We start from the raw sequence: 22,633 nt of genomic DNA on the forward strand, positions 1-22,633 counted from the left end.
GCGCTCAAGGGCGTCCAGTCGGTGACCGCCGTGTTGACCGCGCATTCGCAGGCTCCCGGCGGCCAGCGTCCACCGGACTTCGACGACCTCGTCCGCAAGGCCCAGGATCGCCTGAAGAAGATCCTCCCCGGCGGCTCCGGCACCGGCGGCGGGCTCGGCGGCCGCGGCATCGCGCTGATCGCCGCGGTGCTGATCGGCATCTGGTTCCTGAGCGGCTTCTACCGCGTGCAGACCGATCAGCAGGGCGTGGTCCTGCGCTTCGGCGAGTGGGTCAACACCACCCAGCCCGGTCTGAACTGGCACCTGCCGTACCCGATCGAGACGGTGCTGACCCCCTCGGTCGAGCGGATCAACCAGATCAACGTCGGCTTCCGCGAGGTCGGCGGTCCAGCCGGCAGCAATCAGCGCGACGTCAAGAGCGAGAGCCTGATGCTGACCGGGGACCAAAACATCATCGACATCAATTTTACGGTGCAGTGGAAGATCTCGGACGCCGGCCGCTACCTGTTCAACATCCGCGACCCCGAGGGCACGGTAAAGATCGCAGCGGAATCGGCAATGCGCGAGGTGATCGGCCGGACCGACATCCAGCCGGCCCTGACCGAAGCGCGCGCCGAGATCGAGAACCGGACCAAGGAACTGCTGCAGGAGATCCTGACCAACTACGAGTCGGGCATCCTGATCACCGGCCTGAAGCTGCAGAACGTGCAGCCGCCGGAGCCGGTGATCGATGCGTTCAACGACGTGCAGCGGGCGCTGCAGGACCGCGACCGGCTGCGCAACGAGGCGCAGGCCTACCGCAACGACCTGATCCCCAAGGCGCGCGGCCAGGCGCAGAAGATGATCCTAGAGGCCGAAGCCTACCGCGAGCGGATCATCAACGAGGCGCAGGGTGAGGCGCAGCGCTTCGAGCAGGTTCTAGCCGCCTACAAGCAGAATCCCGCGGTCACCAAGAAGCGGATGTATCTGGAGACGATGCAGAACGTCTATGCGCGCACCGACAAGGTGCTGATGGACGCCGGGTCGACCGGCGGCACGGTGCCGTATCTGCCGCTGGATCAGCTGCGCAACCGGATGACCGGCGGGAACCCGTCGGATCAGACCGGCACTTGGCGCCGCGGTTCGCCCACCGGTGGCGGCGGCTCGTCCAACGCCACGACGAACTAGGCCAGGAGGGCTTCGATCATGAACCGCGTCTATATGATTGCGGGCGGCGTACTTGCGATCCTTCTGGCGATCGTGGCGTACAGCGCGCTATTCACCGTGCATCAGACCCAGCAGGCGATCGTCCTGCAGTTCGGCGATCCCAAGCAGGTGATCACCGAGCCGGGCCTCAAGGTGAAGGTGCCGTTCATCCAGGATGTACGGTACTACGAACGCCGGATCCTGGACCTGGACCCGCCGGTCGAGCGCGTGTTGCTGGCCGACCAGAAGCCGCTCGACGTGGATTCCTTTGCCCGTTACGAAATCACCGATCCGCTGAAGTTCTACCAGACGGTGACGTTCGAGCGGAGCTTGCGCGATCGCCTGGGGTCGATCATCAACTCCGCCCTGCGCAGCGAACTGGGTACCGTGAACCTCGCCAGCATCCTGTCGGCTCAGCGCGACGACATCATGGCCCGGATCCAGAAACAGGTGAACGCGGAGTCGAACCGCTTCGGCATCAACATCGTCGATCTGCGGATCGGCCGCACCGACCTGCCAGAGCAGGTGTCCGAGGCGGTCTACGCCCGGATGCGGTCCGAGCGTGAGCGGGAGGCCGCGGAGTTTCGCGCCCAGGGCCGCGAGGAGGCGCAGCGTATCCGTGCCTCCGCGGACCGCGAGGCGACGGTGATTCGGGCCGAGGCGAAGCGCAAGGCCGATATCATCCGCGGCCGGGGCGAAGCCCGGCGCACCGAAATTCTGGCGAACGCGTACGGCAAGAACGAGAACTTCTTCGCGTTCTACCGCTCGATGCAGGCCTACGAAGGGTCGATCAACCAGGGCAACGCGCAGAACTCCTACCTGGTGCTGTCGACCCAGGATAACGCCTTCTTCCGGATGTTCGGCGAGGGCGCCCTGCAGAACGAGCTGCGCCAGGCCGGCCAGCAGGCCGACGACGGGCCGGCGCTGGGCCCGCGGGCGGACCGCCGGCCGCAGGGGAACACCAGCAGTGCCAACTGACCGCCCGCTTGGCGTGCGGTAGCCATCCGCGACCGGCCGAGCGGACGGGCACTTCGGGCCGGGGTCTTGCATGGCCCCGGCCCGTTGTATTTGGTGAACCGGCCACCGACTGGCCGCACCGGCGGGTCGGGCCTCGTCCCAACGCGCTCCACCCAAGAGGCCATGCCCGAAATCGCTTGGTTGGACCTATGGACCGCGCTCGCCCTCGTGCTCGTGATCGAGGGGGTGTCGATGTCGCTGTTTCCAGGCGTGGTGCGCCGCGCGCTGGAACAGCTCGACCAGATGCCGGCGGAGGCGCTGCGCTTGGGCGGTCTGCTAACTGTGCTGGTCGGCGTGTTTTTCCTTTACATGCTACGCTAGGGCGCGCCCTAAAATGGCCAAACTCGCGGCCGATCTAATGCAGCAACAGCTTGACCCAGGGCCGGCCCACCCCATCCTTGAGCTCAACATGCCGGCGCGCCTTTGGCCTGGCCGGCCGAATGTTGCGGCAGACACCCGTCGGCGGCGCCGACCGCGGCTGGACTGGCCGCCGGCCGGCGCCGGCGGTACCACCGCGGGCCATGGCGTCTTCGCCTGCGTCCGGCACCCAACAGTCGCGCGGTGCCATTCCCGGCGCGGCCGACAGTTCACGTGCAATGGAGACATGACCTTGCAGACATCCGCCATCGCCACCGCGCCGACCGGCCCGACGCGTCTGGCGCGTCTGGCCGCCCTGGCGCTGGGGGCGTTCCTGGCCGCCGCGCTGACACTGCCCGCGGGCGCCCAGGCCCAGGACCGTCCCGACACCTTCGCCAACCTGGCGGAGGAGCTGCTGCCCACCGTGGTCAACATCTCGACCACCCAGAAGGTGGAGGAGAGCCAGCAGCGCCGCCAGTTCGAGGAGTTCTTCGAGGACTTCTTCAACCGCCGCCAGCCCGAACAGGGTCGGCCGCAGCAGCCCCCGGGGCGCGAGGGGCCACAGGGTCCACGCCGCAGGCCGTCGTCGCTCGGCTCGGGCTTCGTCATCGACGAGGCGGGCTACATCGTCACCAACAACCACGTCATCGAGGGTGCGGACGAGATCACCGTGCGCTTCCACGACGACACCACGATGTCCGCCAAGATCGTCGGCCGCGACGAAAAGACCGACCTTGCCCTTCTCAAGGTCGACACTGAGCGCAAGCTGAAGGCCGCCAGCTGGGGCGACAGCAGCGAGACCCGAATCGGCGATTGGGTGCTCGCGATCGGCAATCCGTTCGGCCTGGGCGGCACGGTCACCGCCGGCATCGTCTCGGCGCGCTCGCGCGACATCAACGCGGGCCCCTACGACGACTTCATCCAGACCGACGCATCGATCAACCGCGGCAACTCCGGCGGCCCGATGTTCAACACCGACGGCGAGGTGATCGGCGTCAACACCGCGATCTTCTCGCCGTCCGGCGGCTCGATCGGCATCGGCTTCGCGATCCCGAGCGAGATCGCCCAAAACGTGATCAGCCAGCTGCGCGAGTACGGCGACGTGCGCCGGGCGTGGCTGGGCGTGCGCATCCAATCGGTGACCGAAGAGCTGGCCGAGGGGCTGCGCCTCGAGGAGCCGCGCGGCGCGCTGGTCGCCTCCGTCTCCGAGGGCGGGCCAGCGGACAGTGCCGGCATCAAGCAGGGCGACGTGATCCTCCGCTTCGACGGCGAGGAAGTCGGCGAGATGCGCGAGCTGCCGCGCATGGTCGCGGAGACGCGGATCGGCAAGACGGTCGACGTGGTCGTCTGGCGCAAGGGCGAGCGTCGGACCGTTCAGGTCGACCTCGGCAAGCTGGACGAGGAGGCGATGGCCGCCTTCCGCGACCAGCAGAGCCAGCCCGACGGCGGCTCCGGCGGGGGCGACACCGGCAGCGTCCTCGGCATGGGCCTGGCGACGCTGACCGACCAGACCCGCCAGCGGTTCGGCCTGGACGATACCGCCAAGGGGGTGGTCGTCACCGAGGTCGATCCCGGCAGTTCCGCCGCCGAGAAGGGCCTCTCCGCCGGCGACGTGATCGTCGAGGTCGATCAGGAAGAGGTGACCTCGCCGAGCCAGGTCGCCCAGAAGATCGAGCAGGCCCGCGAGGGCGGCTACAGGGTGGTCACGCTGCTGGTGTATAACCAGGGCGATTTCCGCTGGGTGGCGGTCCGCCTGGGCTAAGCCTGGTCGGATACCACCCGTCCCGTGGCGCTGACGCGGCGGTCCCGATCCTGCGGGGCCGCCGCGTTGCATGTCGGGTCCGTGCGCGCAACGATGCGCGCCCGGATAGCTTTCCAGCCCCGCCAACCGAGCCCGTGCCCGTCTGGGAGCCGACGCCGTGACCCGCCTGTCCAACCTGCTGATCGCCGTGGTCGCCCTGGTCGCGATCGGCCTTGCGCTATGGCGCCTGTTGGCCCCGTTCGACGGCGTCACGGTCAGCCAGGCGACGGTCGGCGAGCGCACGCCCGCCACCGTCTACCGCCCGGCCGGGGAGGGCGCGGCGCCGACGGTGCTGATCGCCCACGGTTTCGCCGGCTCGCAGCAGCTGATGCAGCCGTTCGCCCTGACCCTGGCGCGCAATGGCTACATCGCGGTGACGTTCGACTTCCTCGGCCACGGCGAACACCCGTTACCGCTGACCGGCGACATCACCCGGGTCGAAGGCGCGACGCGGAGCCTGCTCGACCAGATGGCCGACGTTGCCCGGTTCGCGCGCGGCCTGCCGCGCAGCGATGGCCGGCTGGGGCTGCTCGGCCATTCGATGGCGTCCGACATCATCGTGCGCTTCGCCCAGCAGACCCCGGAGCCGATCGTGGGCACGGTCGCGGTATCGATGTTCGCGCCCACCGTCTCCGCCGAGACGCCGGAAAACCTGCTGGTGATCGTGGGCGGGCTGGAGCCGCAGGCGTTGTTGAACGCGGCGAAACGCGCGGTCGCGCTCAAGCCCGGCGTCGAGGAGCCGTCCCCGGGCGAGATCTACGGCAGTTTTAGCGACGGCAGCGCGCGCGGCTGGCGGATCGCCGATGGGGTCGAGCATATCGGCGTGCTCTACAGCCAGGAGAGCCTGACGGCCGCGCGCGACTGGCTGAACCGCAGCTTTGGGCGGAAAAGCCGGGCCGGCGCCGTCGTCTGGGGTCCGTGGATCCTGCTGCTGGTGCTCGCGGCGGCCGCGTTCGCCCGGCCGGCGTTCACCCTGCTGCCGGCGGTCCGGGAGGCGCCGACCGGCGCCGGGATCGGCTGGCGCCGGGCCTGGCCGGTCGTGGTGATCCCGGCGGTCGCGACCCCGCTGGTGCTGTGGCTGCTGCCGACCAACTTCTTGCCGCTGCTGGTCGGCGACTATCTGGCCGCCCATTTCGGGCTGTACGGGCTGCTGACCGCGCTGGCGCTGTGGTACGTCGGGCGCGGCCGGGACATCGCCGCGCCGACCCCGCCGCTGCCCTGGGCCCGGTTCGCGCTCGCCGCCGCGGCGGTGGCGGCCTACGCGATCCTCGCCGTGGGCGTGCCGATCGACCGCTTCTTCATCAGCTTCTGGCCGATCCCGGAACGGCTGCCCCTGATCGCCGCCCTGTTCGCCGGCACGCTGCCGTTCTTCCTGGCCGACGAATGGCTGACCCGGGGGCCGCAGCACGCCCGCGGCGCCTATCCGGCGACCAAGGCGGCGTTCCTGGTCTCGCTGATGGCGGCTGCCGGGCTCGACCTCGAACAGCTGTTCTTCCTGTTCATCATCGTGCCGGTGATGGTGCTGTTCTTCGTCGTATTCGGCCTGTTCAGCCGCTGGTCGTACAAGGCGACCGGCCATCCAGCCGTGGCCGGGGTGGCGAACGCCTTGATCTTTGCCTGGGCGATCGCCGTCACCTTCCCGATGGTGCAGCAGTAGGACCGCGGCTGCCGCCTGGACGGGATCGTCGCGCTACGCCCCGCCCGCCCGGCGCTGCTCCAGCGCGTTTACGCGGGTCTGCAGCGCGTCCAGGTTGGTCGACAACTGTTGCACCAGGTCGCGGGCATGGCTCAATTGTTCGCGCAGGGCGGCCATTTCCGTATCCGGGTCGGTGCGCGGGGCGCACTGGCCGTGACCTTCCAGCAGCCAGCCGATGTTGGTCCCCAATACGCCCGCCAGGGTCAGCAGCCGGTTCGAGCGTGGCGTGGTGGCGTCGCGCTCCCACTCGCTCAGGGTATCGCGGGTGACGCCGGCCTGCCTGGCCAGCTCGGCGGTCGACAGGCCAAGGCGCTTGCGCTGGGTCCGGATGCGCTGGCCCAGGGTGTGCGGCTGGGCTTCTTGAAGCAGGGTCGTCATGGTCGTGCATGCCCTCGAACGTACGGCGGGTTGAACGGTCTCCAAGTATCACCCGCCGGCAGCCGGCCGACCCACTGATTGCGCCGCATTTCGCTCGGGGAGCGAACTATCCGCGGGCGACGAATTCATCCGCGCGGTAGCCCTGCAGGTAGAGCAGGCCGGTCAGGTCGCCGTGCTCCAGGGCGAAGCGGGCCGCGGCCTTGACGCTCGGCTTGGCGCGGTAGGCCACGCCCAGCCCGGCGGCCAGCAGCATCGGCAGGTCGTTGGCCCCGTCGCCGATGCTGGCGACCGCGCTTTCGTGCACGCCGCGCGCCCCGGCCAGGTCGCGCAGGGTGGCGAGCTTGGCTTCCTTGCCCACGATCGGCTCCGCGACCGCGCCGGTCAGGGCGCCGTTCTCGATGATCAGGCGGTTGGCGACCACACGGTCGAAGCCGCACCACTCGGCGACCGGGTCCGCGATCGCGGTAAAGCCGCCGGAGACCAGCGCGCAGGTCACGCCGTGGCGGTTCAGCGTGGCGATCGCGGTCCTGGCGCCCTTGGACAATTCGACCCGGTCCAGGGTCGCCTTGACGTCGGCCTCTTTCAGGCCGGCCAGCATGCCGACGCGTTCGCGCAGGGCCGCCTCGAAATTCAGCTCGCCGTGCATCGCCCGGCGGGTGATCTGGGCGATCCTGTCCTTCAGGCCGACCGCCTCCGCCATCTCGTCGAGCGTCTCGCCGGTGACGATGGTGCTGTCCATGTCGGCGACCAGCACCGCCTTGCGCCGACCGGTCTCCGGCTGCGCGGCGACGTCCAGCGGCCGCTCGCGCACCGCCCGGCGGGCCGCCTCCCCCGCGGTCGAAGGCGTGATCCCGCGGTAGGGCAGGTCGGCCGCGGCGTGCTCGGCCAGCCAGCGGTGACCGGCCACGTCCGCGCCCGCGGCGCGCAGGCCCTCGCGCACCGCCTGGATGTCCGCGAGGTCGAGGTCCCTGGACGCCGGATCGGCGATCAGGGTACAGACTTGCCGTTCGTCGGCACGCTCCGGTGTCTCGGTCATGGCCCCGGTGATAAGCGGGGCAGGGCGGCGGGGCAAGCGCCGCCGGATGACACGACGGCGGCCGTCCCCTCTCCCTCGAGGGGAGAGGGAGGGGCCCGCGGACCGAAGGTCCGTGGGAGGGTGAGGGTGGGACTCCTCGCCGTGCGCCGGGGAGTCCCACCCTCACCTGTCCTCTCCCCTCAAGGGAGAGGGACCCGCCGAAGCGCCGTGCCACCGGGCCGCCCGCCGTGCCGACTGTCAGAGATCGAGGGCGCCCCCGTGACTGCCGACCGCTTCGCAGATCGTCCCCGCCCGCCGGTGCTGGTGATCACCGGACCGACGGCGAGCGGCAAGTCCGGGTTCGCCCTGGCGGTCGCGCAGGCCTACGCCGGCACCGTGATCAACGCGGATTCCATGCAGGTCTATGCCGATCTGCGGGTGCTGTCGGACCGGCCGACGCCGGAGGCCGAGGCCGCCGTGCCGCACCGTCTCTACGGCGTGCTGCCGGCGAGCGAGCCCTGTACCGCAGAACGCTGGCGCGGCTGGGCGCTTCGGGAAGTCGACGCGGCACACGCCGATGGGCGGCTGCCGATCCTGGTCGGCGGCACCGGGCTCTATCTGCGCGCGTTCCTGCAAGGGCTGGCTCCGGTGCCGGACATTCCCGACGCAATCCGCGGCGGCGTGCGCGAGCTGCAGCACGCGGCGGGCCCGCCCGGCCTGCACCGCGCGCTGAGGCGCGAGGATCCGGCGATGGCGGCCCGCCTGAACCCGGACGACGGCCAGCGCCAGGCGCGCGCGCTGGAGGTGATCCGCGCGACCGGGCGTTCGCTCGCCGACTGGCAGGCCGAGGCGCATCCCGCCAGCACGGCCTACGACGTTTTGACGCTGGCGGCCCTGCCGCCGCGCGCGCCCTTGTACCGTAAGATCGACGACCGGCTGGCCTGGATGGCGGAGAACGGCGGGCTGGACGAGGTGCGGGGCCTGCTGGACCGGGACCTGCCGGGCGATCTGCCGGCGATGAAAGCGGTTGGCGTGCCGCAGCTGGCGCGCTACCTGCGCGGCGAAGCGGCCTATACCGACGCGCTGGCCACGGCGCAGCAGGCGACCCGGCAGTTCGCCAAGCGCCAGCTGACCTGGCTGCGCACCCAGACGCCCAAGGACGCGGATAAGGCCGCCATCGTTCACGCGCAATTTTCGAAAAGTGCGCAGGCCGTATTGTTTAATGAAATTCGCGAATTCATCTTGACCGCGCAACCTTGAGGCTCTAGCTTCCGCCTCGCGCCGCGCCCGGCGGGGCCGCGACAGGCCGGGTATGCCCGCGTTCTGGCGGCTGCCGGCGGGGCCGCGGCGGCGAGACGGGACGACACGCACGGGCTGGACTAGAGAAGCAGCAAGGAAGGACACCATGTCGACGCAGACCATGCCGACCGGCGAGACGACTACGTCGGCCGAGCAGCTGACCGGTTCGGAGATCGTGATCAAGGCGCTGATCGAGCAGGAGGTCGATACGATCTTCGGCTATCCGGGCGGGGCCGTCCTTCCGCTGTACGACGCGCTGTTCAAGCAGAACAGCCTGCGCCACTATCTGGTCCGGCACGAGCAGGCGGCGGTTCACGCGGCGGAGGGTTATGCCCGTTCCACCGGGCGCGTCGGCGTGGTGCTGGTGACCAGCGGTCCCGGCGCCACCAACGCGGTGACCGGCCTGACCGACGCGCTGATGGACAGCATCCCGCTGGTCTGCTTCACCGGCCAGGTGCCGACCCACCTGATCGGCAACGACGCCTTCCAGGAGGCCGACACCACCGGCATCACCCGCCCGTGCACCAAGCACAACTATCTGGTGAAGTCGGTCGCCGACCTGCCGCGGATCATCCACGAGGCGTTCCACGTCGCCCGCTCCGGCCGGCCCGGGCCGGTCGTGATCGACCTGCCCAAGGACGTGCAGCAGGCGCTGGGCGCCTATCTGCCCAAGGATCAGGTCAAGCACCGCTCCTACAACCCGCAGGTCAAGGGCGAGAAGGGCGCGATCGAACGTGCGGTCGAACTGTTCGCCGGCGCCAAGCGGCCGATCATCTATTCCGGCGGTGGGGTGATCAACTCCGGCGACCGCGCCAGCGTGCTCTTGACCGAGTTCGCGCGCCTGACCGGGGCGCCGATCACCAACACGCTGATGGGCCTGGGCGCCTATCCGGCCGGCGACCCGCAGTTCCTGGGCATGCTCGGCATGCACGGGACCTACGAGGCGAACCTCGCGATGCACGGCTGCGACGTCATGCTCGCGGTGGGCGCGCGGTTCGACGACCGTGTCACCGGCAAGCTGTCGGAGTTCGCGCCCTATTCGAAGAAGATCCAGGTCGACATCGACCCCTCCTCGATCAACAAGAACGTGGTGGTCGACGTGCCGATCGTGGGCGACGTCGCGCACGTGCTGGAGGAAATGGTCCGGCTGTGGAAGCAGCGCCAGCACAAGCTGGACCCGAACGCCCTCAAGACCTGGTGGTCGCAGATCGACAGCTGGCGCCAGCGCAAGTGCCTTCACTTCGAGCAGACCGGCGACGTGATGAAGCCGCAGTACGCGATCAACCGGCTCTATGAGATGACGGCGGACCGCGACGCCTTCATCACCACCGAGGTCGGCCAGCACCAGATGTGGGCGGCGCAGTACTACCAGTTCCAGAAGCCCAACCGCTGGATGACCTCCGGCGGGCTCGGCACCATGGGCTACGGCCTGCCGGCGGCGATGGGCGTGCAGGTCGCCCACCCGGACGCGCTGGTGATCGACATCGCGGGCGAGGCGTCGATCCTGATGAACATGCAGGAGATGTCGACGCTGATTCAGTACCGCCTGCCGGTGAAGATCTTCATCGTCAACAACCAGTGGATGGGCATGGTCCGGCAGTGGCAGCAGCTGCTGCACGGCGAGCGCTACGCCGAGAGCTACACCGACAGCCTGCCGGACTTCGTCAAGCTGGCGGAGGCCTACGGCGCGGTCGGCATCCGGGCGACCAAGGCCGCCGAGCTGGACGACAAGATCCGGGAGATGCTGGAGACGCCCAAGCCGGTGATCTTCGACTGCTGCGTGGACGAGGTGGAGAACTGCTTCCCGATGATCCCCTCGGGCTCCGCGCACAACCAGATGCTGCTGGGCCCGGACGACCACGCCGACCACAAAACCAGCGAGGACGGGATGGTGCTGGTCTAGCCGATCGGCTAAAAGCCCCGCGGATCAGCCGCCGCGGGGCTTTTTCACGCCGCCGCGGTGCTTTAGACCTCACCCGCCCGCCGCCGGCCCGCAAGCCGCCCGGACCCCATCCGGGCCCGATCGCGCGACGGCGCGGCCAACCACGATGTGCCCAGAAGAACCCGGCCCCGCGCGCCGGGGTCCAGAAAACCGATGGCCCGGAAACCGATGGCCCAGAAACCGATGGCCCAGAACACCACCGCCCAAGGCTCCCGCAGCCCCAGCGCCCAAAACGCGACCGCCCAGAGCCCGGAAGAACTCCGCGTCTCCACCCACACCGAAAAGCGCACGATCGCCGTGCTGGTGGATAACGAGCCGGGCGTGCTGGCGCGCGTGATCGGCCTGTTCTCCGGGCGCGGCTACAACATCGAAAGCCTGACGGTGACCGAGGTCGATCCGGAGAACGCGCTGTCCCGGATCACCGTCGTCACTTCCGGCACGCCGATGATCCTGGAGCAGATCAAGGCGCAGCTCGGCCGGCTGGTGCCGGTGCACAAGGTCTCCGACCTGACCATGGCCGGGCCCTACGTCGAGCGCGAGCTGGCGCTGGTGAAGGTCAACGGCGCCGGCGAGAAGCGGGTCGAGGCGCTCAGGATCGCCGACATCTTCAAGGCCCGCGTGGTCGACGCCAGCCACGAGCACTTCGTGTTCGAGATGACGGGCAAGACCGACAAGCTCGACGCCTTCGTCGAGCTGATGAGCCCGCTCGGCCTGATCGACGTCTCGCGCACCGGCGTGGTCGCCATCCAGCGCGGGCCGGAGGGGCTGTAGCCCGCGCGTGCGGGCTGGACGCCGCGCGCCGCGCGGCTTAAGGACGGGCCAGCGTAAGGCCGCTTACGGGCACACTAAGACACAGATCAACAAAGCGAGTAGGGGAAACACCGCGCCATGCGTGTCTATTACGATCGCGACGCCGACGTGAACCTGATCAAGGGCAAGAAGATCCTGATCGTCGGCTACGGCAGCCAGGGCCACGCCCACGCCAACAACCTGCACGAAAGCGGCTGTTCGGAGGTGCGGGTCGCCCTGCGCCCGGGCTCCAAGACGGCGGAGAAGGTCAAGAACGCCGGCCTGGAGGTCACCACCCCGGCCGAGGGCGCGCAGTGGGCCGACGTCGTCATGGTGCTGACCCCGGACGAGCTGCAGGCCGACCTCTACACCGAGCAGCTGGCCCCGAACATGAAGCCGAACGCGGCGATCGCGTTCGCGCATGGCTTCAACGTCCACTTCAAGCTGATCGAGCCGCGCGACGATATCGACGTGTTCATGGTCGCGCCCAAGGGCCCCGGTCACCTGGTGCGCAGCGAGTACGTCCGCGGGGCCGGCGTGCCCTGCCTGATCGCGGTCGAGCAGGACGCCAGCGGCAACGCCCACGACGTCGGCCTTTCGTATGCGTGTGCGATCGGCGGCGGGCGCTCCGGCGTGATCGAGACGACCTTCCGCGAGGAGTGCGAGACCGACCTGTTCGGCGAGCAGGCGGTGCTGTGCGGCGGCCTGTCGAAGCTGGTCGCCACCGGCTACGAGGTCCTGGTCGAGGCCGGCTACCAGCCGGAGATGGCCTACTTCGAGTGCCTGCACGAGGTGAAGCTGATCGTCGACCTGATGTACGAGGGCGGGCTCGCCAACGTCCGCTACTCGATCTCCAACACCGCCGAGTACGGCGACTATTGCTCGGGCAAGCGGATCGTCGACGATTACACCAAGCAGGAGATGAAGCAGGTCCTGGAGGAGATCCAGTCCGGCGAGTTCGCCCGCAACTGGGTGCTGGAGAACAAGGCCGGCCAGCCCAACTTCAAGGCCGAGCGCCGGCGCTGGGCCAACCACGAGATCGAGCAGGTCGGCGAAAAGCTGCGCGCCATGATGCCCTGGCTCGGCGAAGGCGCGCTGGTCGACAAGTCGAAGAACTGACGGTCGTCAGGCGGGAGGTGGCCGCCCGTGGCCCCAGGGCGGGTGCCGCGGGCGACCACCCCCTGTCCCTCTCCCACTAAGAGATTTTTGCGCAGCTCGCCAAACGCGCGTATGGGGTCCTTCGACACGGACGCCTTCGGCGTCCTACTCAGGATGAAGCTGTAGGTTTGTCAGACGCTTACATGCAGCTTCATCATGCTGAGGTGCCAGCCACAGGCTGGCGTGTCGAAGCACCCCACACGGATGCTCATGCCTCCCGTGCAAAAGTCTCCTTCAGAGGAGAGGGACCCGCCGGACCAGGCGTTTCCGATCGCGCAACGCTGCGATGATGCCCCGCCCCTTTGCTTCTGGCCTGCACGCACTTAGCTGACGTGATGGAACAAGACAGGCAAGCCAAGGAGGCGTTTTCCATGGCCCGCAAGGTGCTGTTCGTCGTCACCTCGAACCGCAAGCTGGGCGAGACCGGCCGCAAGACCGGCGTGCATTTCGACGAGCTCGCGACCCCCTACTACGTCCTGCAGGACGCCGGGCTGGAGGTCGAGCTCGCCTCGCCGCAAGGCGGCGAGGCGCCGGTCGACAACCAGAAGCCGCGCGGCGAGAACCCGGCGAACGTCGAGCGGTTCCTCGACGACCAGTACGCCATGGACAAGCTGAAGCTGACCAAGCGCCTGGACCAGGTGCTGGCGGAGGGCTACCTCGGCGTGTTCATGCCGGGCGGCCACGGCACGATGTGGGACTTCCCGAACGATCCGCGGCTGGGCCAGCTGATCGCCGACCTGTACGACGCCGGCAAGCCGGTCGCCGCCGTCTGCCACGGCCCGGCCGCGTTCGTCGGCGCCACCCGCGCGGACGGCGCGCCGCTGGTCAAGGGCAAGCAGGTCAACTGCTTCTCCGACGCGGAGGAGCGCGCCGTCGAGCTGGAGACCGTCGTCCCCTTCCTGCTGGAGAGCAAGCTGCGCGAACTGGGCGGCGCGGTCGAGACGGCCGATGCGTTCACCGAAAAGGTGGTCGAGGACGGCAACCTCCTAACCGGCCAGAACCCGATGAGCGCCCAAACCCTCGCCGAACGCCTGCGCGACCGCCTGAAGGGCGCGGACACGCCCGAGAAGGCGGCTTAAGGCTGGCATCGATCGCGGGAGAGAAGGCGCGTCGCGGCGGCGGGTCCCCTCTCCCTTGACGGGAGAGGGCCAGGGTGAGGGTGGGACTCCCCGGCGCAAAGCGAGGAGTCCCACCCTCACCCTCCCACGGACCTATCGGTCCGCGGGCCCCTCCCTCTCCCCTCGAGGGAGAGGGGGTGGTAGCCTGCGCGCATGGCGGGCAAGACGGCAGTACGGCGGTTGCGGCGAGACGCGACGGACGCTGAACGGGCGTTATGGCGCGATCTACGAAACCGCACAGTCGCTGGCGCGAAAATCCGCCGCCAACAGCCAATAGGCCCCTATATCGTCGACTTCGTTTGTCTAGAAGCCCGTCTGGTGATCGAGATTGATGGCGGTCAGCATGCCATCCATGTGAACGCCGATAGCAAGCGGACAGCGTTCATTGAAGCTGAAGGCTACCGCGTGCTGCGGTTCTGGAACAACGACGTCCTGACCAATCCACGTGGGGTTTACGAGACGATCGAGCGCGCCCTGAAATCCCCTCTCCCTTGAGGGGAGAGGGCGGGGCCCGCGCCCGTCAGGGCGTGGGAGGGTGAGGGTGATGCGACAGCATCGTGTCCCCCGCCTCGAACACGCTACGCCTTCTCGAACACCGCGCGGATCACGCCCACGCGCCCTTCCTCAAGATTGCGGGCGAGGTTGCGGCGCATTTCCAGGAACTCCGCGCCCTGCAGCAGGTGCGGGCCGAGGCCCTCGGGCTCGCCGGCGCGCATCCGGGCGCGGGCGTCGCGGACCCGCTGCACGGCGTGTTTGCTAAGGTCCTCCCAGACACGCTCGCGCAGCCCGGCCGCGCGCAGCAACGCGTGCACGCCGCGCGCGGGCAGCAGGAACGAGGCGTCGGGCGTGCTCGCCCAGGGGACGGGGAAGTGCGGCTCCCGGCCCGGGCCGGCGACGATGTCGTGCAGCACCAGCCGGCCGCCCGGCTGCAGCACGCGCGCGATCTCGGCGTACATCGCGCGCTTGTCCGGGATGTTCATCGCCGCGTGCTGGGTCCAGACCCAGGGGAAGCTCGCCGCGGCGAACGGCAGATCGTGCGCGCTGGCGCAGGCGAAGCGGGTGCGCGCGGCGAGCCCGACCTGGCGGCTTAACGCACCGGCGTCCCGGCAGTAGCCGTGGGTCAGGTCGATCCCGGTGACGTCGCACGCGAACGCGTGAGCCAGCGTCCGCGCCGGCCCGCCGATGCCGCAGCCGATGTCGAGCACCGTCCCGCCGGCCAGCCCCGCCCAGTCGGCGAGCGCGCGCGTGGCGTCGTGCCCGCCCAGGTGCAGCTGTTCCAGCGGCGCCATCGCGTCGGGGTCGCGCGGGTCCAGCCCGTGCGCGCGCATCAGCTCGGTGATCCGCGGCGCCCAGTCGCCGTTGCGCCGGTAATGCCGCACGATCGCCTCCGCGGGCGCGCGGCGGTCGGCGGAGCGGGCGGGGGAAGATCCGTCGGTCATGTGGCGGACACGGGTCGTCGGACGCGGAGCCGGCAGCTTTGCACGCCCCGGCCGCACCCGTCCAGACGGCCGGCTTGACCGCCCGGCGCCGGCGCGGCTACCCCAAAGCCTGTCTCCCAGTTCCAGGGGCACCTAGGAGAGGCACTGGCGTGGCCGAAACAGCGACCCGCGACGACGATCCCGACAGCCGGCTGCAGGCGATGGCCGGCGGCGACAAGGCCGCGCTCGCCCGCGCGCTGGCGCGGCTGGAGCGCGCGCCGGAGGCCGCGGACACGCTGGCCCTGCTGGACGCGGCCTTTCGGGCGCCGAAGGGGCAGGTGGTCGGCGTGACCGGCCCGCCCGGGGTCGGCAAGTCGACCCTGCTGGGCGCGCTGATCCGGAAGCTGCGCGCGCACGGCCGCAGCGTCGGCGTGATCGCGGTCGATCCGTCGTCCAGGCGCTCCGGCGGGGCGCTGCTGGGCGACCGCGTCCGGCTGCTGAGCGACCCCGACGACAGCGGCATCTTCGTGCGCTCGATGGCCGCGCGCGACCGCCTCGGCGGGCTCGCGGAGATGACCGTGGCGGGCATGGTGCTGATGCGCGCGGTCTACGACGTCGTGCTGATCGAGACGGTCGGCGTGGGGCAGTCGGAGACCGACGTCGCCGGGGTCGCTGATACGGTGCTGTTCTGCGTCCAGCCGGGCTCGGGCGACAGCCTGCAGTTCATGAAGGCCGGTATCGTCGAGATCCCCGACGTCGCCGCGATCACCAAGGCCGACACCGGCGCGCCCGCCGACCGCGCGCTCTCCGATCTGAACGGCGCCTTGAGCCTGAACGACGACGCGGACGACAGCCGCTGGCAGGCCCGCTGCCTCAAGCTGTCGGCCGAGACCGGCGCGGGCCTGGACGACCTGATCGCCGCGCTCGACGCTCACCAGGCCTGGCTCGCCCAGGATGGCCGGCTCGCCGCCCACCGGGCCGCCCAGGCCGAGCAATGGCTGGTCGAAGCCCTGCGCGACCGCCACGGCCGCGAGGGGTTGAAGCGCCTGGGTAAGGTGACGCTGGGGCAGGGAGAGTCGCCCTTTTCGCGGCTAAGCGAGCTGGCGGCGAAGCTGTAGACGGGTTCGCGCATCAACCTGCCGGGCGCTGCATCCCGCGTCATCGCCGTTCGGGGGATTTTGCTCTAACGGGTATCGCGCTACACGTCGCGCGTACTCGCTGTCCCGCTACAGCGTGACGGTTGCAGAGACAGGAAAATCAGGTGATAAACATTCTTCTAATCTGACAAGGAGCGGGTTCATGCTGACGAGTCGGGCGGCGGCGGGTTTTTTGAGTGTCCTGGCGCTGGCCGGCTGTGTGACGGTGGGGCCGACGGAGCAAGCAGTCGACGCTACCCGCTTCTGGCTGCCAGGCGACGCGATGCCGGCGAAAACTCAGGTCCCCGCGGCCTTCTCGGCGTTTGAGGACGCTGGGGCAAGTGGAAGCATCGACGCGTTGCCAGACAACGTTCAGGGCCGCTGGCCGGCGGTTGTGCTTCTACACGGCTGTAACGGTCTGGGCGACGAGACGCCCCGGCAGGCGCGTGTTTTCGCCTCTCTCGGATATGCCGTCTTCGCGCCCGACAGCTTCGCGCGCGAAGACCGCACCGCGCAGTGTCACGCTCAGAACCGCAGCCACCTCGCAATGCGCCACGACGAAGCGCGGACGGTGCGCGAGCGGATCCGCCAACTGCCATGGATCGATCAGGAACGGTTTGTGCTGGCCGGTCACAGTGAAGGCGGCTGGGCGGTCGGCTGGTATCGTGGCAGCGGATTCATCGCAGCTGTCATCACAGGGTGGGACTGCCTGCGCAACGGCACGCTTCCGGTGGCGGAGGCTATGCCGACATTGGTCGTGAACAACGTCTTGGACCCGGAGTACAAGGAAGGCGCCATGGCGCAGTGCAGGTCGGCGGTCGCGAGTGCGAACAACGGCTCGCGCGCAGTGCTGCTCAACCGCAGCGGTCATGGCGTTGCTGAGAAGCAGGGATTTGAGGACGCGATACGTTCCTTCCCCGGCGAACACGTGAGGTCACCCAACTTGGCAGCGCGATAAGCGCCGCGACGCGTGCAGCGCGCCGTGGGCGGGCGCAAGGCCGTGCAGACCTACCTCACCCTGTTCCTCTCCGTCCAGTGAAGGAGAGGGGACCCGCCGCGGCGTCCTGCAATCGAAGCTAGTTCTCGTCGAACGCCGGCGTGACCGGGCCGAGCGCGCCGGTCTGGCCGCGGTGCCGCAGCAGGTGGTCGCACAGGACAAGCGCCATCATCGCCTCGCCCACCGGCACGGCGCGGATGCCGACGCACGGATCGTGCCGGCCCTTGGTCGAGACCTCGACCTCCTGGCCGAAGCGGTCGACCGTCTGGCGCGGGATGGTGATCGAGCTGGTCGGCTTGACCGCGAAGCGGCAGACCACCGGCTGGCCGCTGGTGAGGCCGCCCAGCGTGCCGCCGTTGTTGTTGGTGAGGAACGTGGGGGCGTCGCCCACCATGCGCATCTGGTCGGCGTTGTCCTCGCCCGGCGTCGCGGCGGCGGCGAAGCCGTTGCCGATCTCCACGCCCTTGACCGCGTTGATGCTCATCATCGCCTTGGCGAGGTCGCTGTCGATCTTGTCGTAGACCGGCTCGCCCAGGCCGGCGGGGACGTTCTCGGCCACCACCTCGACGACCGCGCCGGCGCTGGAGCCCGCCTTGCGCACGCCGTCCAGGTAGTCCGCCCAGGTTTCCGCCGCCTTGGCGTCGGGGGAGAAGAAGGGGTTGGCGCCGACCTGGTCCCAGTCCCAGTTGGCGCGGTCGATCCTATGCGGGCCCATCTGGACCAGCGCGCCGCGGATCAGCGGGGCCGGGCTCAGCAGCTGCTCCAGCACCCGCCGGGCGACCCCGCCGGCGGCGACGCGCGCGGCCGTCTCGCGCGCGCTGGATCGGCCGCCGCCGCGGTAGTCGCGCACGCCGTACTTGGCGAGGTAGGTGTAGTCCGCGTGGCCGGGGCGGAACTTGTCCTTGATGTCCGAGTAGTCCTTGGACCGCTGGTCCTCGTTCTCGATCATCAGGCAGACCGGCGTGCCGGTCGTGAGCCCCTCGAACACCCCGGAGAGGATCCGCACGGTGTCCGACTCGCGGCGCTGGGTGGTGTAGCGCGACTGGCCCGGCTTGCGCGCGTCCAGCCAGCCCTGCAGGTCGGCTTCCGACAGCGGGATCTGCGGCGGCACGCCGTCGATCACGCAGCCCAAGGCGGGCCCATGGCTCTCGCCCCAGGTGGTGAACGTGAAGGCTTGGCCGAAGGCGTTGCCCGGCATGGTTCTGGCGACCTCGATGTCAGAGAGGCAGACGCGCCTACTGGGGCGGCGGCTCGCGCCGCAGGCTTTCCAGCAGGTCGGCCAGCTGCGGGGCGTTGTCGACCGCCATCATGCCGACCGTGTGGTAGCCGCTGTCGACGTGATGCACCTCGCCGGTGACGGCCGAGGACATGTCGGACAGCAGGTACAGCCCTGCCTTGCCGACCTGGTCGATGGTGACGTTCTGGCGCAAGGGCGAGTTCAGCTCGTTCCACTTCAGGATATAGCGGAAGTCGCCGATCCCGGAGGCCGCCAGGGTACGGATCGGCCCGGCGGAGATCGCGTTCACCCGGATGCCGGCGCCGCCCAGGTCGGCGGCCAGATAGCGCACGCTGCTCTCCAGCGCGGCCTTGGCGACGCCCATGACGTTGTAGTGCGGCATCACCCGCTCGGCGCCGTAGTAGGTCAGGGTGAGCAGGCTGCCGCCCTCGCTCATCATCGGCACGGCGCGCTGGGCGACGGCGGTGAAGGAGTAGCAGGAGATCTCCAGCGACCGCAGGAAGCCGTCGCGACTGGTCCGGACGTAGGTGTCGGTCAGCTCCTCGCGGTCGGCGTAGGCGATCGCGTGGACGATGAAGTCGATCTGTCCCCAGGTCTCCTCGACCTTGTCGAACACGGCCTGGATGCTGTCGTCGTCGGAGACGTCGCAGGGTTCCAGGATTTCCGCGTCGACCTGCTCCGCGAGCGGGCGGATGCGTTTGAGCAGCGCGTCGTTCTGATAGGTGAAGCCGAGCCGGGCGCCGGCGTCGTGCGCGGCCTTCGCGATCCCCCAGGCGATCGACCGGTTGTTCGCCACGCCCATGATCAGGCCGCGCTTGCCCTGCATCAGCCCTTGTTCCTCGGCCATGCGTCTCCTCGCTCTCACGCGTGTTCTAAGTCGGATGGCGCCCGCGCACCGATGCGGCCAGACCCCCGCTGGGGCAACGCCTGCGGCGGTGGTGGACGGCCGCGATCACGCGGCGGTGCGCCGATCTCGATGGGTCGGGCGGCGCGCTGTCCGCCGGGGCGGCGCCGCCGTCCGGTTCAAGGGTTGGCGCATCCTACACCAACGCTTGCAGCGCGCAAACGCCAGTTACGGGCGGATAAATGCCGCGAATCGCAGGGATTTCCCTAGCCCGGCCGGGTGCGGCTATACTCGCTTACATGAATTTACGCCAAGCTCTTCTGCAGGCGGGGAACAGCGGGACCGCACGCGGCTTGCGCCGGCTCTGGGTGCGGGTCCGGTTTTCCGCCCGCGGCAGCCGCCTCGCCGCGTTCGCCAGCGATACGGTGAAGCGTTTCGTCGGCGACGACGGAATGCGGCTCGCCTCCGGGCTCAGCTACGCCTCGCTGCTCGCGCTGGTGCCGCTGCTCGCGATCGCGCTCGCCATCCTGACCGCGTTTCCGGTGTTCGACGGGGTCGAGAAGCGGGTGATTTCCGGGCTCTTCGAGGAGTTCCTGCCGCGGACCGACGCCCAGATGTCGGCGCGGTTCGAAACCTTCATCGACAACGCGACCAAGCTGACCGCGCCCGGCATCATGGGGCTGGCGGCGACGGCGCTGCTGCTGCTGTCCAACATCAACGGCGCGTTCAACACCATCTGGCGCGTCCACGAGCCGCGCCCGCTGGCGACCCGCGTCTTGGTTTACTGGACGCTGCTGACATTCGGTCCGCTGCTGCTGGGCGGGTCGATCTCGGTGACCAGCTACTTCTTCGCCTCGATCCAGGCGAGCGGGCTGGACAGTTGGGGCGGGCTGGACATCCTGCTGACCCGCGGGTTCGCCGTGGCGCTCGCGGCGGTCGGCTTCGGGGTGATCTTCTACGTCGCGCCGAACCGCCGGGTGCACGCCTGGCACGCCGTTCTGGGCGGCCTGGTCGCGGCGGTGCTGTTCGAGGTGCTGAAGGGCGTTTTCGCGCTCTACCTCTCGTTCGTGCCGGGCTATCAGGCGGTCTACGGCGCGCTCGCCAGCATCCCGATCTTCCTGGTCTGGCTGTTCCTGGTCTGGTGCGTCGTGCTGCTGGGCGCGGAGGTCGCCGCCGGCCTGCCGGAATGGCGCGCCGCCCGCGCCCGCGGTCACGCCCGGGTCGGCCCCGGCGGCAAGCTGGCGCTGGCGCTCGCGGTTATGGGCCGGCTGCGCGCGGGCGCCCGGAAAGGCCGCCAGCTCAAGCGCGAGGAGGCGACCCGCGGCCTGCCGGTGACCCCGGCGGAGATCGACGAGGTCGCCAATGCCCTGCGGGAGGCCGGCTTCATCGCCCGCGCCCAGGGCGGCCGCTGGGTGCTGTCCTACGATCTGTCGGTCGCGACCTTGGGCGACCTATTGCAGGCGATCGGGCTGTCGCTGGCCCTGGCCGACGGCTGGCCCACGGCGGTGCGAAGCGCGGTCGAAGACCTGCGCACAGCGCACGCGCCGCTGACGGAGCTCACGGTCGCCGAGGTCCTCGACCGCACCGACCAGCCGCTACCGCGCGTGGTGGCGGGTGGAGCCGGGTAGGGCGCTATTTAAGGAAACGAATGCGGCGGCGGGTCCCCTCTCCGCCACTCGGGAGAGAGGGACAGGGAGAGGTGGCTCTGCACGGCCTATGCGCTTGGAACGCCGCCGGAGCTTCGCGTGCGTGCAAACCTCCTCTCCCTAGCCCTCTCCTCCCACGTGGAGGAGAGGGGACTTTATGCGGCTGTCTTCCGGCGCAGGCGCGGGACTTACCCCTGCCCATGCCTGCGCAGCACCTCCTGCACCCGGTCTTGCAGCGCCTGGCGTTGCTCATCCGGCAGGCCCTGGATGGCTTCCTGCATTTCGTGCAGGGCGGCGCGCAGGCCGTAGACCTGGTCGAGCAGCTTGAGCACCACCGGCATGGCGTCGTCGTTGACGTCCATGTCGCGGCGCAGCTCCTGGATCAGGGAGACCCGGGCGACGTCGCTTTCGTCGAACAGCCACTGGCCGGCCTCCTCGCCGGGCAGGACCCACTGCTGTTCGACCCAGGCGACGACGTCGGCCTCGGCGACTTGCGTGACCTCGACCACTTGGGCGAGCGTGCGTGCCATGGCTGAGCCCCTCCGAGCCGGCGCTAGTTAGACCAGGCCGGCCTTTTCGCGCGGGTTGTAGGGGTGTTTCTGGCCCCACTTCTGGACGAATTTCTTGAGCTCGTCGTCCGGCTGGTCGGGCAGCACCACCTGCAGCCTGACCAGCTGGTCGCCGCGGGTGTCGCTGCCCTTAGGCTGGATGCCGCGGCCGCGCAGCCGCAGCGTCTTGCCGGAGTTGCTGCCGGCCGGCACCTTCATCTGCACCGTGCCGTCGACCGTGGGCACGGTCACGGTCGCGCCCTCGACCGCCTCCTGCAGGGTGATCGGCAGGGTCAGCTGCACGTCCTCCCCGTCGCGGGCGAAATAGGGGTGCGGCTCGACGTTGATCCGCACGTAGGCGTCGCCGGCCGGCGCGCCGCCCGGGCCGGTCTTGCCCTTGCCCTTCAGGCGCAGCTGCTTGCCGTCCTCGGTGCCGGCGGGGATGTTGACGTCGACCGTCTGCCCGTCGGCCAGGCGGACGCGCTTGCGCGCGCCGTTCGCCGCCTCCAGGAAGCCGACCTTGATGGCGTAGGTGACGTCCTCGCCCTTGCGCTTGGCGCCGCCGGGACCCGCGCCCGGACCGGCACCCATGCCCGCGCCGCCCATGCCGCCCCCCATGCCGCCGAGTCCGCCGCCGAACAGGTCGGCGAAGATGTCTTCGGCCGTGAACTGCTCGCCGCCGAAGTCGAAGCCGGTGTACTTCGCGCCCTGGCCGCCGCGGGTGTAGGTCCGGTAGAAGCCGCCGCCCGGCTGGCTGCGCGCCTGCTCCTGGCCGGTCTCGTCGATCTGGCCGGCGTCGTACTTCTTGCGCTTATCCGCGTCCGCCAGGATGTCGTAGGCCTGAGAGATATCCTTGAACTTCTGCTCGGCCTCCTTGTTCCCGGGGTTCAGATCGGGATGATACTGCTTGGCCTGCTTGCGGTAGGCCTTCTTGATCTCGTCCTGGCTCGCGCTCTGGGAGACGCCGAGAACTTTGTACAGGTCTTTCATGGGGCGGTGCTTCGTCCCGTCGTCTTGCGTGTGCGGTGTGATGCCAGCGCGTCGCGCGCCGT

21 protein-coding genes are annotated in these 22,633 nt (G+C 69.5%); 14 read left to right on the forward strand and 7 right to left on the reverse strand.

What is annotated here, in order from left to right:
• The 5 genes from hflK to CKO28_RS16665 form a co-directional block, all read left to right on the forward strand.
• Positions 1–1,167 (forward strand): FtsH protease activity modulator HflK (gene hflK / locus CKO28_RS16645; RefSeq protein WP_200341934.1); only part of this gene is annotated, 1,167 nt, incomplete at its 5' end.
• 18 nt (positions 1,168–1,185) lie between these two features.
• On the forward strand, positions 1,186–2,163 hold the full coding sequence (hflC, locus tag CKO28_RS16650; RefSeq protein WP_200341935.1) for a protease modulator HflC: 978 nt from the start codon (positions 1,186–1,188) through the stop codon (positions 2,161–2,163).
• Positions 2,164–2,325: 162 nt separating this feature from the next.
• On the forward strand, positions 2,326–2,523 hold the full coding sequence (locus CKO28_RS16655; protein ID WP_200341936.1) for a DUF2065 domain-containing protein: 198 nt from the start codon (positions 2,326–2,328) through the stop codon (positions 2,521–2,523).
• 283 nt (positions 2,524–2,806) lie between these two features.
• A complete protein-coding gene (locus CKO28_RS16660) occupies positions 2,807–4,321 on the forward strand; it encodes a DegQ family serine endoprotease (RefSeq protein WP_200341937.1) in 1,515 nt (504 codons plus the stop codon).
• A gap of 157 nt (positions 4,322–4,478) precedes the next feature.
• Entirely contained in the window at positions 4,479–6,017 is a 1,539-nt protein-coding gene (locus tag CKO28_RS16665) for an alpha/beta fold hydrolase (RefSeq protein WP_200341938.1), read from the forward strand.
• Positions 6,018–6,050: 33 nt separating this feature from the next.
• Here the strand turns inward: CKO28_RS16665 and CKO28_RS16670 are convergent, their stop codons facing one another.
• Positions 6,051–6,434 (reverse strand): helix-turn-helix domain-containing protein, encoded by a 384-nt coding sequence (locus tag CKO28_RS16670; RefSeq protein ID WP_200341939.1) that lies wholly within the window; start codon positions 6,432–6,434, stop codon positions 6,051–6,053.
• A gap of 106 nt (positions 6,435–6,540) precedes the next feature.
• Positions 6,541–7,470, reverse strand: a complete 930-nt coding sequence (gene serB / locus CKO28_RS16675) for a phosphoserine phosphatase SerB (RefSeq protein ID WP_200341940.1) — start codon at positions 7,468–7,470, stop codon at positions 6,541–6,543.
• 258 nt (positions 7,471–7,728) lie between these two features.
• Between serB and miaA the strand changes: the two genes are divergently transcribed.
• The 6 genes from miaA (at position 7,729) to CKO28_RS16705 (ending at position 14,250) form a co-directional block, all read left to right on the forward strand.
• Positions 7,729–8,709: a tRNA (adenosine(37)-N6)-dimethylallyltransferase MiaA gene (gene miaA, locus CKO28_RS16680; RefSeq protein ID WP_200341941.1), complete on the forward strand. Its 981-nt coding sequence runs from the start codon at positions 7,729–7,731 to the stop codon at positions 8,707–8,709.
• A gap of 145 nt (positions 8,710–8,854) precedes the next feature.
• A complete protein-coding gene (locus CKO28_RS16685; protein WP_242480611.1) occupies positions 8,855–10,651 on the forward strand; it encodes an acetolactate synthase 3 large subunit in 1,797 nt (598 codons plus the stop codon).
• 207 nt (positions 10,652–10,858) lie between these two features.
• Entirely contained in the window at positions 10,859–11,461 is a 603-nt protein-coding gene (gene ilvN / locus CKO28_RS16690; RefSeq protein ID WP_242480612.1) for an acetolactate synthase small subunit, read from the forward strand.
• Positions 11,462–11,578: 117 nt separating this feature from the next.
• Complete coding sequence (gene ilvC / locus CKO28_RS16695) at positions 11,579–12,598, forward strand: ketol-acid reductoisomerase (RefSeq protein ID WP_200341943.1); 1,020 nt, start codon at positions 11,579–11,581, stop codon at positions 12,596–12,598.
• 410 nt (positions 12,599–13,008) lie between these two features.
• Complete coding sequence (locus CKO28_RS16700) at positions 13,009–13,716, forward strand: type 1 glutamine amidotransferase domain-containing protein (RefSeq protein WP_200341944.1); 708 nt, start codon at positions 13,009–13,011, stop codon at positions 13,714–13,716.
• Between the two features lie 192 nt (positions 13,717–13,908).
• The gene (locus tag CKO28_RS16705; protein ID WP_200341945.1) at positions 13,909–14,250 is read left to right on the forward strand and encodes an endonuclease domain-containing protein; all 342 of its coding nucleotides are present in this window, start codon (positions 13,909–13,911) and stop codon (positions 14,248–14,250) included.
• A gap of 83 nt (positions 14,251–14,333) precedes the next feature.
• Here CKO28_RS16705 and CKO28_RS16710 read toward each other — a convergent pair whose 3' ends face one another.
• Positions 14,334–15,194, reverse strand: a complete 861-nt coding sequence (locus tag CKO28_RS16710) for a class I SAM-dependent methyltransferase (RefSeq protein ID WP_200341946.1) — start codon at positions 15,192–15,194, stop codon at positions 14,334–14,336.
• 200 nt (positions 15,195–15,394) lie between these two features.
• On the opposite strand from CKO28_RS16710, the gene meaB reads away from it, so the two are divergent.
• A complete protein-coding gene (meaB, locus tag CKO28_RS16715) occupies positions 15,395–16,291 on the forward strand; it encodes a methylmalonyl Co-A mutase-associated GTPase MeaB (protein WP_200341961.1) in 897 nt (298 codons plus the stop codon).
• A gap of 181 nt (positions 16,292–16,472) precedes the next feature.
• Positions 16,473–17,267 (forward strand): dienelactone hydrolase family protein, encoded by a 795-nt coding sequence (locus CKO28_RS16720; RefSeq protein WP_200341947.1) that lies wholly within the window; start codon positions 16,473–16,475, stop codon positions 17,265–17,267.
• A 118-nt stretch (positions 17,268–17,385) separates the two neighbouring features.
• Here the strand turns inward: CKO28_RS16720 and aroC are convergent, their stop codons facing one another.
• Both aroC and fabI read right to left on the reverse strand, forming a co-directional pair.
• A complete protein-coding gene (gene aroC, locus CKO28_RS16725; RefSeq protein ID WP_200341948.1) occupies positions 17,386–18,504 on the reverse strand; it encodes a chorismate synthase in 1,119 nt (372 codons plus the stop codon).
• Positions 18,505–18,541: 37 nt separating this feature from the next.
• Entirely contained in the window at positions 18,542–19,390 is an 849-nt protein-coding gene (gene fabI, locus CKO28_RS16730; RefSeq protein WP_200341949.1) for an enoyl-ACP reductase FabI, read from the reverse strand.
• Positions 19,391–19,740: 350 nt separating this feature from the next.
• Here fabI and CKO28_RS16735 point away from each other — a divergent pair, with 350 nt between their 5' ends.
• Entirely contained in the window at positions 19,741–21,015 is a 1,275-nt protein-coding gene (locus CKO28_RS16735) for a YihY family inner membrane protein (protein ID WP_200341950.1), read from the forward strand.
• 206 nt (positions 21,016–21,221) lie between these two features.
• Here the strand turns inward: CKO28_RS16735 and CKO28_RS16740 are convergent, their stop codons facing one another.
• Both CKO28_RS16740 and CKO28_RS16745 read right to left on the reverse strand, forming a co-directional pair.
• The gene (locus tag CKO28_RS16740; protein WP_200341951.1) at positions 21,222–21,563 is read right to left on the reverse strand and encodes a chaperone modulator CbpM; all 342 of its coding nucleotides are present in this window, start codon (positions 21,561–21,563) and stop codon (positions 21,222–21,224) included.
• Positions 21,564–21,590: 27 nt separating this feature from the next.
• Positions 21,591–22,571, reverse strand: a complete 981-nt coding sequence (locus CKO28_RS16745) for a DnaJ C-terminal domain-containing protein (RefSeq protein ID WP_200341952.1) — start codon at positions 22,569–22,571, stop codon at positions 21,591–21,593.
• Positions 22,572–22,633: the final 62 nt, after the last annotated feature.

Source organism: Rhodovibrio sodomensis (assembly GCF_016583645.1).
Taxonomy (GTDB): Bacteria; Pseudomonadota; Alphaproteobacteria; order Kiloniellales; family Rhodovibrionaceae; genus Rhodovibrio; species Rhodovibrio sodomensis.